The organism is Pseudomonas sp. B22129 (assembly GCF_044218875.1).
GTDB lineage: Bacteria > Pseudomonadota > Gammaproteobacteria > Pseudomonadales > Pseudomonadaceae > Aquipseudomonas.
On record NZ_CP162592.1, the window covers coordinates 736,810 to 751,043 of the forward strand.

At 59.6% G+C, this 14,234-nt stretch carries 9 protein-coding genes and 1 tRNA gene; 2 read left to right on the forward strand and 8 right to left on the reverse strand.

The window, feature by feature from the left end; genetic code table 11:
- Window positions 1–78: 78 nt before the first annotated feature.
- On the reverse strand, window positions 79–2,379 hold the full coding sequence (locus tag AB4P94_RS03385; RefSeq protein WP_395609402.1) for a YgiQ family radical SAM protein: 2,301 nt from the start codon (window positions 2,377–2,379) through the stop codon (window positions 79–81).
- Window positions 2,380–2,596: 217 nt separating this feature from the next.
- Here AB4P94_RS03385 and AB4P94_RS03390 point away from each other — a divergent pair, with 217 nt between their 5' ends.
- Window positions 2,597–6,535, forward strand: a complete 3,939-nt coding sequence (locus AB4P94_RS03390) for a dermonecrotic toxin domain-containing protein (protein ID WP_395609403.1) — start codon at window positions 2,597–2,599, stop codon at window positions 6,533–6,535.
- A 6-nt stretch (window positions 6,536–6,541) separates the two neighbouring features.
- Here the strand turns inward: AB4P94_RS03390 and dnaB are convergent, their stop codons facing one another.
- From dnaB to rnr, 7 genes are all read right to left on the reverse strand, one after another.
- Entirely contained in the window at window positions 6,542–7,936 is a 1,395-nt protein-coding gene (gene dnaB / locus AB4P94_RS03395) for a replicative DNA helicase (protein WP_395609404.1), read from the reverse strand.
- Window positions 7,937–8,046: 110 nt separating this feature from the next.
- Window positions 8,047–8,493 carry a 50S ribosomal protein L9 gene (rplI, locus tag AB4P94_RS03400; protein WP_003171376.1) on the reverse strand — a complete coding sequence of 149 codons (447 nt, stop codon included), beginning with the start codon at window positions 8,491–8,493 and terminating at the stop codon, window positions 8,047–8,049.
- Between the two features lie 18 nt (window positions 8,494–8,511).
- Window positions 8,512–9,405 (reverse strand): hypothetical protein, encoded by an 894-nt coding sequence (locus AB4P94_RS03405; protein WP_110623877.1) that lies wholly within the window; start codon window positions 9,403–9,405, stop codon window positions 8,512–8,514.
- 36 nt (window positions 9,406–9,441) lie between these two features.
- Window positions 9,442–9,672 (reverse strand): 30S ribosomal protein S18, encoded by a 231-nt coding sequence (rpsR, locus tag AB4P94_RS03410; protein WP_002551829.1) that lies wholly within the window; start codon window positions 9,670–9,672, stop codon window positions 9,442–9,444.
- A gap of 28 nt (window positions 9,673–9,700) precedes the next feature.
- Entirely contained in the window at window positions 9,701–10,123 is a 423-nt protein-coding gene (gene rpsF, locus AB4P94_RS03415; RefSeq protein ID WP_003236224.1) for a 30S ribosomal protein S6, read from the reverse strand.
- 312 nt (window positions 10,124–10,435) lie between these two features.
- Complete coding sequence (rlmB, locus tag AB4P94_RS03420) at window positions 10,436–11,191, reverse strand: 23S rRNA (guanosine(2251)-2'-O)-methyltransferase RlmB (protein ID WP_395609405.1); 756 nt, start codon at window positions 11,189–11,191, stop codon at window positions 10,436–10,438.
- Window positions 11,188–13,824 carry a ribonuclease R gene (gene rnr / locus AB4P94_RS03425; protein WP_395609406.1) on the reverse strand — a complete coding sequence of 879 codons (2,637 nt, stop codon included), beginning with the start codon at window positions 13,822–13,824 and terminating at the stop codon, window positions 11,188–11,190. The genes rlmB and rnr overlap by 4 nt, the downstream gene beginning before the upstream one ends.
- Window positions 13,825–14,048: 224 nt before the next feature.
- On the opposite strand from rnr, the gene AB4P94_RS03430 reads away from it, so the two are divergent.
- A tRNA-Leu gene (locus AB4P94_RS03430) sits at window positions 14,049–14,135 on the forward strand.
- The last annotated feature ends 99 nt before the right edge of the window (window positions 14,136–14,234 follow it).

The following is a 14,234-nucleotide window of genomic DNA, read 5'->3' on the forward strand; positions in this document are numbered from 1 at the left end:
CATTAACAAACAGGCTCGCCACCGAATAGAAAGCAAAACGCCAGCACGAGGCTGGCGTTTGGCCTATTCAGATTGCGATCAACGCGGCACCACCGGCTTGCGCGCAGGCTTGCCGCCTTTGCCCTTCGCCGCATCACTGCGCTCTTTGGCCGCCTGCTTGTTGCGGGCCTGGGCCGCAGCCTTGGCTTGCTCACGCTTGTCCCACGGGTTGCTGCCGTCACTGCCGCGCGGTGGCAAACCGGTGTGCTGGGTGAGGATCCTGGTGGTTTCCTTGGCAACCTTGTGGCTGCCGGCCGGCGTCGAGTTTTTGCGACGCGCGCTCTGGTAGCTGTCGGTCGACGGCTGGTGCAGCGGGATCAACTGCTCCTTGCCCGGCCCGATCAGGTCGGCGCGGCCCATGCGGGTCAGCGCTTCACGCAGGATCGGCCAGCCTTTCGGGTCGTGGTAGCGCAGGAACGCCTTGTGCAGACGGCGCTGGTCTTCGCTTTTGACGATGGCCACGGCGTCGCTCTTGTAGGTGACTTTGCGCAGCGGGTTCTTGCCCGAATGGTACATCGCGGTGGCAGTGGCCATCGGCGACGGGTAGAACGCCTGCACCTGGTCGGCGCGGAAGTCATTGCGCTTGAGCCACAGGGCCAGGTTCATCATGTCTTCATCGGTGGTGCCCGGGTGGGCCGCGATGAAGTACGGAATCAGGTACTGCTCCTTGCCTGCTTCCTTGGTGTACTTCTCGAACATGCGCTTGAACTTGTCATAGCTGCCAATGCCCGGCTTCATCATCTGGTTGAGCGGCCCTTCCTCGGTGTGTTCCGGGGCGATCTTCAGGTAGCCACCGACGTGGTGGGTGACCAGCTCTTTCACGTATTCCGGCGACTCGACGGCGAGGTCGTAGCGCAGGCCGGAAGCGATCAGAATCTTCTTCACACCCGGCAATGCACGGGCGCTGCGGTATAGCTGGATCAACGACGAGTGGTCGGTGTTCAGGTTCGGGCAGATGCCCGGGAACACGCACGACGGCTTACGGCATGCGGATTCGATTTCCGGGCTCTTGCAGGCAATGCGGTACATGTTTGCGGTCGGGCCGCCGAGGTCGGAGATCACGCCGGTGAAGCCCGGCACTTTGTCGCGGATCTCTTCGATTTCGCGAATGATCGACTCTTCGGAACGGTTCTGGATGATGCGGCCTTCGTGCTCGGTGATCGAGCAGAAGGTGCAGCCGCCAAAGCAGCCACGCATGATGTTCACCGAGAAGCGGATCATGTCGTAGGCCGGGATCTTTTCCTTGCCGTACGCCGGGTGCGGAATACGCGCGTAAGGCATGCCGAACACGTAGTCCATTTCTTCAGTGGTCATCGGGATGGGCGGCGGGTTGAACCACACGTCCACTTCGCCGTGCTTCTGCACCAGGGCGCGGGCGTTGCCCGGGTTGGTTTCCAGGTGCAGCACGCGGTTGGCGTGAGCGTAGAGCACCGCGTCACCACGAACCTTTTCTACCGAAGGCAGGCGGATCACGGTCTTGTCGCGGGTCATCTTCGGGCTGGCCAGGATCTGCACGACCTTGGCTTCTTCCGGATCGTCCACGGGCCCCTTTTCCTGCTCGATGGCGCAGGCCTGGGTGTCCTGGGTGTTCACGTACGGGTTGATGATCTTGTCGATCTTGCCCGGACGGTCGATACGCGTGGAGTCCACTTCGTACCAGCCCGCCGGCGTGTCACGGCGAATGAACGCGGTGCCGCGCACGTCGGTGATGTCTTCGATCTTGTGGCCCCACGACAGGCGCTGGGCAACCTCGACAATCGCGCGCTCGGCGTTGCCGTACAGCAGGATATCGGCGGTGGCGTCGATCAGGATCGAGTTGCGCACGCGGTCCTGCCAGTAGTCGTAGTGGGCGATGCGGCGCAGGGAAGCTTCGATGCCGCCGAGTACGATCGGCACGTTCTTGTAGGCTTCCTTGCAACGCTGGCTGTACACCAGGCTCGCACGGTCCGGGCGTTTGCCGGCCATGCCGCCCGGGGTGTAGGCGTCGTCGGAGCGGATTTTCTTGTCGGCGGTGTAGCGGTTGATCATCGAGTCCATGTTGCCGGCCGCGACGCCGAAGAACAGGTTCGGCTCGCCGAGCTTCATGAAGTCGTCTTTGGACTGCCAGTTCGGCTGCGCAATGATCCCGACGCGAAAGCCCTGGGACTCCAGCAGCCGGCCGATGATCGCCATGCCGAACGACGGATGGTCAACGTAGGCATCACCGGTGACGATGATGATGTCGCACGAATCCCAGCCAAGCTGATCCATCTCCTCCCTGCTCATCGGCAGGAATGGCGCTGGGCCGAAACATTCGGCCCAGTACTTGGGATAGTCAAATAACGGCTTGGCTGTTTGCATGACGATGACCGGTGTTGAGATGAAAAATCGCGGGCGCGGAATATAGCACAAATTTTGACCAATTCCGACGGCAGTGGTCGGCTTTTAGCAGGACAGCCTCTTCGCGCCAACACATAGCCTGGTTTGCTGCCCCCCGGGGCCTAGTCCATTAGGCCCTCGCCAGCAAATTCCGGGGATAGGCTGCCGTCATTCGACTCCCTCTCCCTTGGAAATGCCGATGAATACTGGCACCGCTACACCCGACGCTCATGCAAACTTCATCAAGACCCAACTTCCCGCCTGGCTCGCCGAGTCCCCTGCGGACATCCGTACGGCGCTGCGTGCCAGCCTGCTCATGGGCAACCAAACCAGGCACCAGCTCCAAGAGGTTTTCAAACGCATCCAGAGCCCTGAGGCTTTTGCACTCCCCCTGCTCGAGCGCGCGCTACGCCGTGAATACCTGACGCTGCTGGACGCCACCACATCAATCCTGGTGCGCGAATGGACAACCTCACACTTGCTGGGACTGCTACACACCCATGCCCGCACCACCGAGCACACCCTTCTGGAGGCGGCACTGCAGAATTTCGAGGCCTCGGAGGCAGAGGACGGTGGTATGGCGAAAGGATCGGGGCTGTTCACTACGGTCACCTCCGGCCGCCTCGCCAGTGCATTTTCGCCAACCGGCTTTGCGGACTTCTGCCGCAAGCTGGACCTGGGGGGCAGTTACCTCAGGCACATTCGCGAGATCATCAAGGGCAGCGCAGTGGTTCGCTCACACTTTCGCGAGCACGAACAATACCGACTTGAGGTGGCGCTACATCAGGCCTACCTCAAAAACGAGCTCCCGCAACGCTTGTATGAGGAACTGGTGGCCCTGGCTAAACACGGCCATCACTCGGACCTGACCTGCAGCCATCTGACGCTAGGCACGGTAGTGCTGCCCAGCGTGCTGGTCATCCAAGACGCCAAGGCTGCCACCCAACCACTTCTCTACACCCCCGAAGACCCGGTAGCAGCACTTCGCCGACACACCTCGATGCTGGAGCTGCACCTCCAACTGGCCGAACGCCTCATGCAACCGGATTACTTGGCCTTTTTCAAACGCCTGGTCCCAGTGCACGTGCGAGAAACATTACTGGTCGTAAAGCCTGCCTGGATTAACTGGCTTCCAATTGGCTCACCCGGAGAAATCAGGCCCGCCAGCCTGCAAGAACCGCTTTCGCTTACCCGAATAGCGGGCAATCTGTTCCAGGCTATCGCTTTGCAACGGTTCGCCCAGCTCGAAAGCGACGCGTGCGCCGTGGCGGTTCCCACCGCACAAGCAGACATGATCAGCCGACAAAAACGCCTGCAGTTCTACCTCGATCTCGGTAAATCCCTGCTGTTCTTCGCGGCATCCTTCGTCCCTATCGTGGGCGAGGTACTTCTGGTCGTCACCGGCGCCCAACTGATCGGTACGGTGTACAACGGTTTTGCCGCCTGGAGCCGGGGAGATAGCCATGAAGCACTCAACGACCTATTGGATGTGATCGATAATGTTGCCATGGCCGTCGCCACTGCCGGCGCGATCAAGGCCGGAGGTTTTGCGGCGGGATTGGTGAAAGTGCAGGTGCGCAATCAGGGCTGGCGCTTATGGCACTCCGACCTGGAACCTTACCGTCACGCGCAAGCGCTCCCCAAGCATCTGATTGCCGACAAACAAGGCTTGTATCAATACGCTCAGAGGCACTATCTGAAACTCGATGATCAGGCCCATGCGGTTCAGCGCTCACCCGATGGCGCGCAATGGGAGCTGTCACACCCCACCGACCCGCAGGCGTACTTGCCCCCGGTGTTGAGTAATGGGGCAGGCGGTTGGCGCCAGTTGCACGAAACACCATGGGAGTGGGACAACCTCAAGCTGATCAAGCGCCTGGGCCCCGATGCGAGCAACATCACCCAACCCTCTGTCGAGCCCATCCTGCTGCTCAGCGGCGTGGATAGCGCCACCTTGCGCCAGGCCCATCAGGAGATGCTGCGCCCACCGCCATTACTGCGCGACACGGTCAAACACTTCAACCAGGATCAGGAAATCAGTGACTTTGACCTGGATCGCGCCGAAGGCGCCTCGGTCACCGCGCACTCACCGCTCATCCAGTTCCACCTGCTCAGCTCATTGCCCGAGTGGCCCGACACTTACGTATTGAATATTGTCGATGAACAGCGCTCCCCCTTGATGAGCTTTGGGGCGGGCACCCATGAGATCAACGTCAGCGACGCCCGTTTCAGAAAAGGCGAGCTGTTACATGCCCTGCAGGAGCAAATGCCGCAGACTGAATTCAACAGCCTGCTGCCCTCTTCGTCTACGGACTATTTCACCAAGACCGAAAACCTCGCCATACGACTGCGCGAGCAAGCAACACGAAAAAAGCAGTGGCTGTTTTCGCAGCTCAACGCGGCCAGTGAAACGGCCGTCACACCGGTTGAAACAAGCATTCGCGCGCTGATGCCGGAACTCTCAAAAAGCCATCTTGAAGCGATAGAGCCCACCCTTACCCAACCGGAACGCCTGCGCCTGCAACAAGGAGAAGGCCTGCCCAAGGTGGTTCATGGGGAAGCCATCGAGTACCGCAAAATCACCCATATGACGCTGTTGAAAGGCGGCGTCTTTCTCGACGCCCTGCGCAGCCCCGAGAGCGTACAGCTGGTGCTGTACACCCTCGAACAGGTGCGAGGCTGGCCAACGTCGCACCGAATCGAGGTGTACGATGGCAGCCTGGAGGGACCGCTTCTGGGGATCAGTGGCAGGCTGGATGCGCCTGTACGCCATGCATTGATTCGCCAGGGCGAGCTGTACGCCCTGCATGGAGCACAAGGCGGGCTCACCTCTCTGCCTGAAGCAATTGAACAAACACTTTCGCCCTCAGAGCGCAGTGTGTTGCTCCAGCAAGCGGGCGCGAGCTCCCTTGAGCAAGCGTTGCGCACTACCGGTCAGTCACTGCTGGCCGAGGGCGCTGGACTTTGTCGAGGCGCACCGCCCTTGCCGCCGGCACCGAGCGTGACAGCGTGGCCACTCGACCCTTTCTTCGCCGAGACAGTGCCGCCGGCAGGGCTCACCCTGCGAACCGACGGCATCCATCAATCGCCACCGCTTGCCGATGGCAGTTATCGCTATTTCATACAAGACAGCCAGCGATACTATCAAGTCAGCCCTGACCCGCCGGGGTGGCGACTGATTGATGCCCGAAGCCGTTTCAGGGCCTATCAGCCCTATCTGCGCAAGAAAGCCGACAGCGGCTGGGAAATTGATACAACCAAAGGCACATGGCCAAGCGCAGAAGACACTTCTGCACAGTCAGCGCTCGACATGGAATCCAGCGATGAGTTTGAGTCGGCACACTCATCATCCAGCGCCTACATGTCAACGGAAGAAGGTACCGTGAGGGCCCGGCTAACCCCCCAGGAGCTGAGCCACATGCGCACTGAGCGCAGCTATCAGCACAGCCAGAATTATCGGCGCATTTATGATCGCGCCAACAATGGCCGCTACCCGTTGCGCAACGAGCAAGGCCAACCCATGCGCATCAAGCTTTTGCAGGCCCAGGGGCAATCGTTGACGTCAGATATGGTGTTCAAAAACAACCTGCTTCGACCTTACATCCAGTGGGAAGGCTATGAGAATGTCGCGCAACTGTACGAAGACACGCTGGAGGTTTTGCCCTTCACAGCAGCCCATCAGAAATTTGCACCGGAATCCGCGCTGATTGGTCAGGCAACGGTGATCACTCGACGGACGCTTGCCAAAGGTGAGGCACTGGGGGTGTATGGCGGGGAGGTACTGCCGTTTTTCGTGGCCAGGGCGCGCCGCGACCCGTACCTGATGCCGATCAAAAGTACCAGGCCAGTCTCGCCACACGCGGTCAATACGCAGCCGGTGCTATCAGGCGATAACGCATTATCGAGAATAAACACCATTTTTGAATATGAGGCAGGCATCCCGGTGCGGCAGGCCAGCAGCGGCTACAACGTTGAAGCGGCGCAATTCAGAGTCCAGACCCAGGTAGGCAGCAACCCGGCCGAGCAACACATACTCACTGGTTTTTTTGCCAGCGAAGCGATACCTGCCGGGACCGAATTACGCTGGAACTACCAGTACGACGAAACCACAATCAGGCAGCTGTTCCCCAGGCCCTAGCGGCGTTTACTCGTCGTCGAAGTTGTAGCTGCCCGGCGCAAGGTTTTCGAAACGGGTGTATTTGCCGATAAACGCCAGGCGCGCGGTCCCGATCGGGCCGTTACGCTGCTTGCCGATGATGATCTCGGCGATGCCCTTGTGCTCGGTTTCCGGGTGGTACACCTCGTCCCGGTACACGAACATGATGACGTCGGCGTCCTGCTCGATTGCTCCGGATTCCCGCAAGTCGGAGTTGATCGGGCGCTTGTTCGGCCGCTGCTCCAGGGAGCGGTTGAGCTGGGACAACGCCACCACCGGGCAGTTGAATTCCTTGGCCAGGGCTTTCAACGAGCGGGAAATCTCGGAAATCTCGTTGGTCCGGTTGTCGCCACCGGAACCGGGGATCTGCATCAATTGCAGGTAGTCGATCATGATCAGGCCGACGTCACCGTGTTCACGCACCAGGCGCCGGGTGCGTGCGCGCATTTCCGAAGGGCTGATACCCGCGGTGTCATCAATGAACAGCTTGCGGTCGTTGAGCAGGTTGACTGCCGAGGTCAGGCGTGGCCAATCGTCGTCTTCCAGGCGACCCGCCCGTACTTTGGTCTGGTCGATACGGCCGAGCGACGAGAGCATCCGCATGATCAGCGATTCACCTGGCATCTCGAGGGAGTACACCAGCACGGCTTTTTCGCTGCGTAACACCGCGTTTTCCACCAAGTTCATGGCGAAGGTGGTTTTACCCATCGACGGACGGCCCGCGACGATGATCAAGTCGGCCGGCTGCAGGCCGCTGGTCATGCCATCGAGGTCGGTGTAGCCGGTGGACAGGCCGGTGATGGCGTTGTCGGTGTTGAACAGCGTATCGATACGGTCGATGGCCTTGGTCAGCAGATCGTTGACGCCGACGGGCCCGCCGGTTTTAGGGCGGGCTTCGGCGATCTGGAAGATCTGCCGTTCGGCTTCGTCGAGAATCTCTTCGGCGGTACGCCCTTCCGGGTTAAACGCGCTGTCGGCGATTTCAGTGGCAATGCCGATCAACTGACGCAAGGTGGCCCGCGCGCGGACGATCTGCGCATAAGCCTTGATGTTGGCGACCGACGGGGTGTTTTTTGCCAGTTCACCCAGGTAACCGAGACCGCCCACCTGCGAGGTCTGACCTTCCTTGTCCAATTGCTCGGCAAGGGTCACGACATCGATCGGTGAGTTCAGGTCGGCCAGCTTGGCGATGGCACGGAAGATCAGGCGGTGGTCATGCCGATAGAAATCACCGTCCGAGACTTGATCCAGCACGCGTTCCCAGGCGTTGTTGTCCAGCATCAAACCACCGAGCACGGCCTGTTCGGCCTCGATGGAATGCGGCGGCACCTTCAGGGCAGCGGTTTGCAGATCGTATTGCTCGGGAGCTGAAATATCGTTCATGGCCACTTGGAATTAGGGGTTTGTAGAAAAACAAAAGGCACGACCTGTAAACAGGATCGTGCCCGATGTTAACCGCCTGGCACGCGAGGTGCCAGTCAGTTAGGTGCTGCTTAAGCTGCTACCACGACAACGCGTACGGTGGCTTCAACTTCGGCGTGCAGGTGCACGGCTACGTCGAATTCGCCTACGTTGCGGATGGTGCCGTTCGGCAGACGAACTTCGCTCTTCTGCACTTCAACGCCGGAGGCGGTCAGTGCATCAGCGATGTCGTGGGTGCCGATCGAACCGAACAACTTGCCTTCGTCACCGGCGGTGGCAGTGATAGTCACTTCCAGCTCAGCCAGTTGGGCAGCGCGAGTTTCGGCCGATGCTTTTTTGTCTGCTGCTGCTTTTTCCAGCTCAGCACGACGCTCTTCAAACGCAGCCAGGTTGGCAGCGGTTGCAGCGGTGGCTTTGCCGTATGGCAGCAGGTAGTTACGACCGTAACCGGCCTTAACGTTCACTTTGTCGCCCAGGTTGCCCAGGTTGGCGACTTTTTCCAGAAGGATCAGTTGCATGTGAAAATCCTCTAACTTTTAACCTTCACCGTTCGCGTTATCGGCATCTTTCGATGCCAGACGACCGCGAAAATCAATCAGGCCGTCGACAATGGCCAAAACCACGAGTAACGGATAGATCAGCTGCATAAACAGCAACAGCGTGACGTACAACCCCACCAGCCAGAACCTGGCCAGGCGCTTTCGCGCAACCAGCCCATGAATCAGGGCCAGCCCGGCAAACACCAGCGGTACGCTGCAAATCGGCGCCAGCAAGGCCATCTGTGGGCCGAAGTTCGGCCCGACAACCATGCACGCCAGCAGCAACATCGCCGGCCCCGCAGGGATTCTGATACTGCGAAATTCGCGACCAAAACCACCCGGGTTGTACAACAACGCCTGCCAATAACGCCCAAGAATCAGGCTCAGCACGCTGACGACCTGCAACAAAGCCGCAATCAGGCCGGTCAGGACCGGGGCAATCAGTGACGCAAACCGCGCTCGCTCATCTACCGACAATTGCTGGTAGAGATCCCCGAGGGCCATCGGCAGGATCTTGACGATCTCTTGCGACAGCGCTTCGATTTGCGGGCGGAAAGCCGCGCCAAGCATCACTGAGTACACCAACCCTAATGCCACGCTGACCAGCAGCGTGCGGACCCAGGACTCACTTGCGCGTAAAACCAACGCAAGGCTCGATGACCCCAGCAGTACCAGAAGTACTCGTGGATCACCAAATTGCAGCCACCAGATCAAGGCCGGCAACAATCCCAGGGCAAGAACGCCAAGGGCGTCCTTCAAACCGCGCCGCAGGAGCACAAGGCAACCGGCGGCAGCACCCAACCAATAAAGCAACGGCAATGCCGCACATCCAGCCACTACCAGAGTGGCCTGCACGCGACCGCGCATGATGAACTCAGCTAAGGCGCGCATGCATTCAATCCCTTACTACTTGTCGACTGCCCGGTCTCAGCGGCCGTGGCTGTCGGTGTAGGCCAGCAGGGCCAGGAAGCGGGCGCGCTTGATAGCGGTGGCCAGCTGACGCTGATAACGTGCTTTGGTACCGGTGATACGGCTTGGAACGATTTTGCCGGTCTCGGATACGTAGGCTTTCAGAGTGTTGAGATCTTTGTAATCGATCTCTTTCACGTCTTCAGCGGTGAAGCGGCAGAATTTACGACGACGGAAGAAACGTGCCATTTGATAGGCTCCTTAAAAGGTCCGTGGATTACTCGTCAGCGTTATCGCTGTTGTCGCTGTCATCACTATCAGCGCTATCAGCGCCTTCGTGCTCAGGACGGTCGCGACGCTCACGGCGCTCACTGCGGTTTTCTTCAGCCTTGAGCATCTCGGATTGGCCGGTAACGGCTTCTTCGCGACGGATGACCAGGTTACGGATCACTGCATCGTTGTAGCGGAAGTTGTCTTCCAGCTCGGCCAGGGCCTTGCCAGTGCACTCAACGTTCAGCATCACGTAGTGAGCCTTGTGAACATTGTTGATTGCGTAGGCCAGTTGACGACGGCCCCAATCTTCCAGACGGTGGATTTTGCCGCCGTCTTCTTCGATCAGCTTGGTGTAACGCTCTACCATGCCGCCGACTTGCTCGCTTTGATCCGGGTGGACCAAAAAGATGATTTCGTAATGACGCATGAATGCTCCTTACGGGTTGTAGCCTGCCGCTCAAAAACGGTCAGACAAGGAGTGAATGACACTTATGGATCTTGCCGCAAGGAGGCACATCGGTGCCTGCCAGGAAGGCAAGGGGCGCAATTGTAGAGAAGGGGGAGAAACGGCGCAAGGTGATTGGTGATTATTTGAACAATCACCCTCCCATGCTAAACACAAAACCAATGTGGGAGCGGGCTTGCTCGCGAAAGCGGTGCATCAGCCCCAACTGCAGTGACTGACATACCGTATTCGCGAGCAAGCCCGCTCCCACATTTTGACTTGCGCCAGACCTTACTACTTCTTCGGCTTGGCCTTCGCACCACGCTGGCGCTGGGCTTCAAACAGGCACACGCCGGTGGCAACCGACACGTTGAGGCTGCTGACGCTACCGGCCATCGGCAGCTTCACCAGGTAGTCGCAATGCTCGCGGGTCAGACGACGCATACCCTTGCCTTCGGCCCCCATGATCAGAATGGTCGGGCCGGTGAGGTCCTGGTCATAAATGCTTACTTCAGCCTCGCCTGCCGTGCCCACGACCCACAGGCCGCGCTGCTGGAGTTTCTCCAGGGTGCGCGCCAGATTGGTCACGGCCACCAGCGGAATCACTTCTGCCGCACCACACGCCACTTTACGCACCACAGGCGTCAGGGTGGCGGACTTGTCTTTAGGCACAATCACTGCCAGCGCGCCGGCGGCATCCGCCGAGCGCAGGCAGGCGCCCAGGTTGTGCGGGTCGGTCACGCCGTCCAGCACCAGCAGCAGCGGAGCGCCTTCGGTACGATCGAGCAGCTCGTCGAGCATCGCCTCGCCCCACACCTGGCTCGGGCTCACGTCGGCCACTACGCCTTGGTGAACGCCTTCCACCCACACGTCCATTTCACGGCGTTCGGCTTGACCGATGGCAACCTTGTTTTGGGTGGCCAGTTCGACCAGCGCTTGAACGCGCGGCTCGCTGCGACCTTCTGCCAACCATACCTGCTTGACGCGTTTAGGATGGTGACGCAGCAGTGCTTCTACGGCGTGCACGCCGTAGATTTTTTCCAGACTCATGACTTGGCCTTAGGTTTGCGCGACCCACCGCTTTTCGCGGGAGCCGAACCCGCTTTAGGCGGGCCTTTACGGTGTTTACTTGGCTTGCTCGACGGATTTTCCGCCCCGCGGGACTTTCCCCCAGACGCCGCTTTACCACCGCTTTTGGCTTCGTTAAGCAACTGCTGCTTCAACTCGCGGCTCTTGCGCACTTCAGCATTTTTCGCTGCTGCGTCGCTTGGACGGTAGGCTTCGGGGGCCTTTTCCTTGGTGGACGTGCGACGACCCGCCTTGGCTGGCGCAGGCTCGACGGCTGCCGCTTTCGCGGGCGCCCCTTTGCCTTTGCTGGCTGGCGCTGCAGGCTCGCTGCCACGCTTTTTACGGCTGCCCGGCGCTTCCGCGGGCTTGTCAGGCATGCCAAAGTCGATCTTGCGCTCGTCCAGGTCGACGCGCATGACCTGCACTTCCACGGTGTCGCCCAAGCGGAAGCTGCGACCAGTGCGCTCGCCCGCCAAGCGGTGATGCACAGGGTCAAAGTGGTAGTAGTCACCCGGCAAGGCGGTGACGTGCACCAGGCCTTCGACGTAGATGTCGGTCAGCTCGACAAACAGTCCAAAGCCGGTCACAGCGGTGATCACGCCTGGGAACGTCTCGCCTACACGGTCTTTCATAAACTCGCACTTGAGCCAGTTCACCACGTCGCGAGTGGCTTCATCGGCGCGGCGCTCGCTCATGGAGCATTGCTCGCCCAATTGTTCCAGAGCCGCTTCGTCGTACGGATAGATCCGTGCCTTCGGAATGGTCATGGCACCGGCGCGCTGGACGTGCGGGGTGTTTTGCTTGGAGTGAATCACGCTGCGGATCGCGCGGTGCGTGAGCAGGTCCGGGTAACGGCGAATCGGCGAGGTGAAGTGCGTGTACGCCTCGTAATTCAGGCCGAAGTGCCCTTGGTTATCAGCGCTGTACACCGCCTGGCTCAGGGAACGCAGCATCACGGTCTGGATCACGTGGTAATCCGGACGGTCCTTGATGCTGGCCAGCAAAGCCTGGTAATCCTTCGGCGTCGGGCCGTCCTTGCCTTTGTGCAGGGACAGGCCAAGCTCACCGAGGAAGGCGCGCAGTTTTTCCAGGCGCTCCGGCGGCGGGCCATCATGCACCCGGTACAACGCCGGAATTTCGTGTTTTTTCAGGAACTCGGCCGTGGCCACGTTGGCCGCCAGCATGCACTCCTCGATCAGCTTGTGCGCATCGTTACGGGTGGTCGGGGTGATCGCGGCGATCTTGCGCTCGGAGCCGAAGACGATCCGGGTTTCCTGAGTTTCAAAATCGATCGCGCCACGCACGTGACGGGCACCCAGCAACACCTTGTACAGCGAGTAAAGCTGCTTGAGGTGCGGCACGACGCCCGCGTATTCAGTACGCAGGGCCTTGGCTTCGCTGGTTTTCGGCGTTTCCAGGATGGTGCTGACCTTGTTGTAGGTCAGGCGCGCCTGGGAGTGAATCACCGCCTCGTAGAACTGGTAGTCGGTCATTTCGCCGGTTTTCGAGATAGTCATCTCGCACACCATGGCCAAACGGTCGACTTTCGGGTTCAGGGAGCACAGGCCGTTGGACAGCTGCTCAGGCAGCATCGGGATCACGCGCTCGGGGAAGTACACCGAGTTACCGCGCACTTGAGCTTCGTTGTCCAGCGCCGAACCGATCTTCACGTAGCTGGACACGTCGGCAATCGCGACGAACAACTTCCAGCCGCCGGAGAACAGGCGCAGTTTGCCAGGCTTGGCTTCGCAGTAGACCGCATCGTCGAAGTCGCGGGCATCTTCGCCGTCGATAGTGACGAACGGCAGATGACGCAGGTCGATGCGTTTCTCTTTGTCTTTTTCTTCCACTTGCGGCTTGAGCTTGGCGGCTTCTTTGAGCACCGCCTCAGGCCAGACGTGGGGAATATCGTAGGTGCGCAGCGCAACATCGATTTCCATGCCCGGCGCCATGTAGTTGCCGACCACTTCAACGATATCGCCCTGCGGCTGGAAACGTGCCGTTGGCCAGTGAGTGATTTTCACCTCGACGAACTGGCCGACCTTGGCGGCGCCATTGCGGCCCGGGGTAATCAGCACTTCCTGCTGGACCTTCGGGTTATCCGGCACAACAAAGCCGATACCGCCTTCTTCGAAGTAACGGCCGACGATGGACTCATGGGCGCGAGACACCACTTCAACGATCACGCCTTCACGGCGACCGCGACGGTCCAGGCCGGAAACGCGTGCCAAGGCACGGTCGCCATCGAACACCAGGCGCATTTGCGCCGGGCTCATGAACAGGTCATCGCTGCCGTCGTCCGGGATCAGGAAGCCGAAGCCATCACGATGGCCGGCAATGCGGCCCAGGATCAGGTCAAGCTTATCCACAGGCGCGTAAGTGCCACGGCGGGTGTAGATCAGTTGAGCATCGCGCTCCATGGCACGCAAACGGCGGCGCAGGGCTTCGAGCTGGTCTTCGGTGGTCAGACCGAACTCTTCAACCAGCTGCTCACGGCTAGCAGGCGAACCCCGATCGGCGAGGTGCGCCAGGATCAGTTCGCGGCTAGGAATAGGGTTTTCATATTTTTCCGCTTCACGAGCGGCCTCGGGATCGAGGGACTGCCAATCGGCCATTAGAGAGTTTTCACCTTGTCTATATGCGGGTTAGTTTGGCATACGCGTATTGAAACGGGAAATTTCAGGCATCAACAAGCGTTTAAAAGCCCTTTGCAGCCCCAGGCAAGCACCTTGCACGACCACTGGCGAAATTTTCCAGGGTTTTTTCGTGGCGGGGGTTTACAGCTTAAAAATCGCTCCGTATAGTGCGCGCCATCGACGACGGCAACGTTGTTGATGCTGCCCAGGTGGTGAAATTGGTAGACACGCCAGCTTCAGGTGCTGGTGATCGCAAGGTCGTGGAAGTTCGAGTCTTCTCCTGGGCACCAAATTCAGATCAAACCCGCGAAAGCGGGTTTTTTCGTTTCAGGCCTTTGATTTTTAAAGCAAAACCCGATTTATTTTTTCGAATCAGGGGTTTACAGATC

What these genes read in the sequence shown, in the direction of transcription:
- rpsR (WP_002551829.1), bottom strand. Translation starts at nt 9,672, where the DNA reads ATGGCACGTTTCTTCCGTCGTCGTAAATTCTGCCGCTTCACCGCTGAA.
- AB4P94_RS03385 (WP_395609402.1), bottom strand. Translation starts at nt 2,379, where the DNA reads ATGCAAACAGCCAAGCCGTTATTTGACTATCCCAAGTACTGGGCCGAA.
- rnr (WP_395609406.1), bottom strand. Translation starts at nt 13,824, where the DNA reads ATGGCCGATTGGCAGTCCCTCGATCCCGAGGCCGCTCGTGAAGCGGAA.
- rplI (WP_003171376.1), bottom strand. Translation starts at nt 8,493, where the DNA reads ATGCAACTGATCCTTCTGGAAAAAGTCGCCAACCTGGGCAACCTGGGC.
- dnaB (WP_395609404.1), bottom strand. Translation starts at nt 7,936, where the DNA reads ATGAACGATATTTCAGCTCCCGAGCAATACGATCTGCAAACCGCTGCC.
- AB4P94_RS03405 (WP_110623877.1), bottom strand. Translation starts at nt 9,405, where the DNA reads ATGCGCGCCTTAGCTGAGTTCATCATGCGCGGTCGCGTGCAGGCCACT.
- rpsF (WP_003236224.1), bottom strand. Translation starts at nt 10,123, where the DNA reads ATGCGTCATTACGAAATCATCTTTTTGGTCCACCCGGATCAAAGCGAG.
- AB4P94_RS03390 (WP_395609403.1), top strand. Translation starts at nt 2,597, where the DNA reads ATGAATACTGGCACCGCTACACCCGACGCTCATGCAAACTTCATCAAG.
- rlmB (WP_395609405.1), bottom strand. Translation starts at nt 11,191, where the DNA reads ATGAGTCTGGAAAAAATCTACGGCGTGCACGCCGTAGAAGCACTGCTG.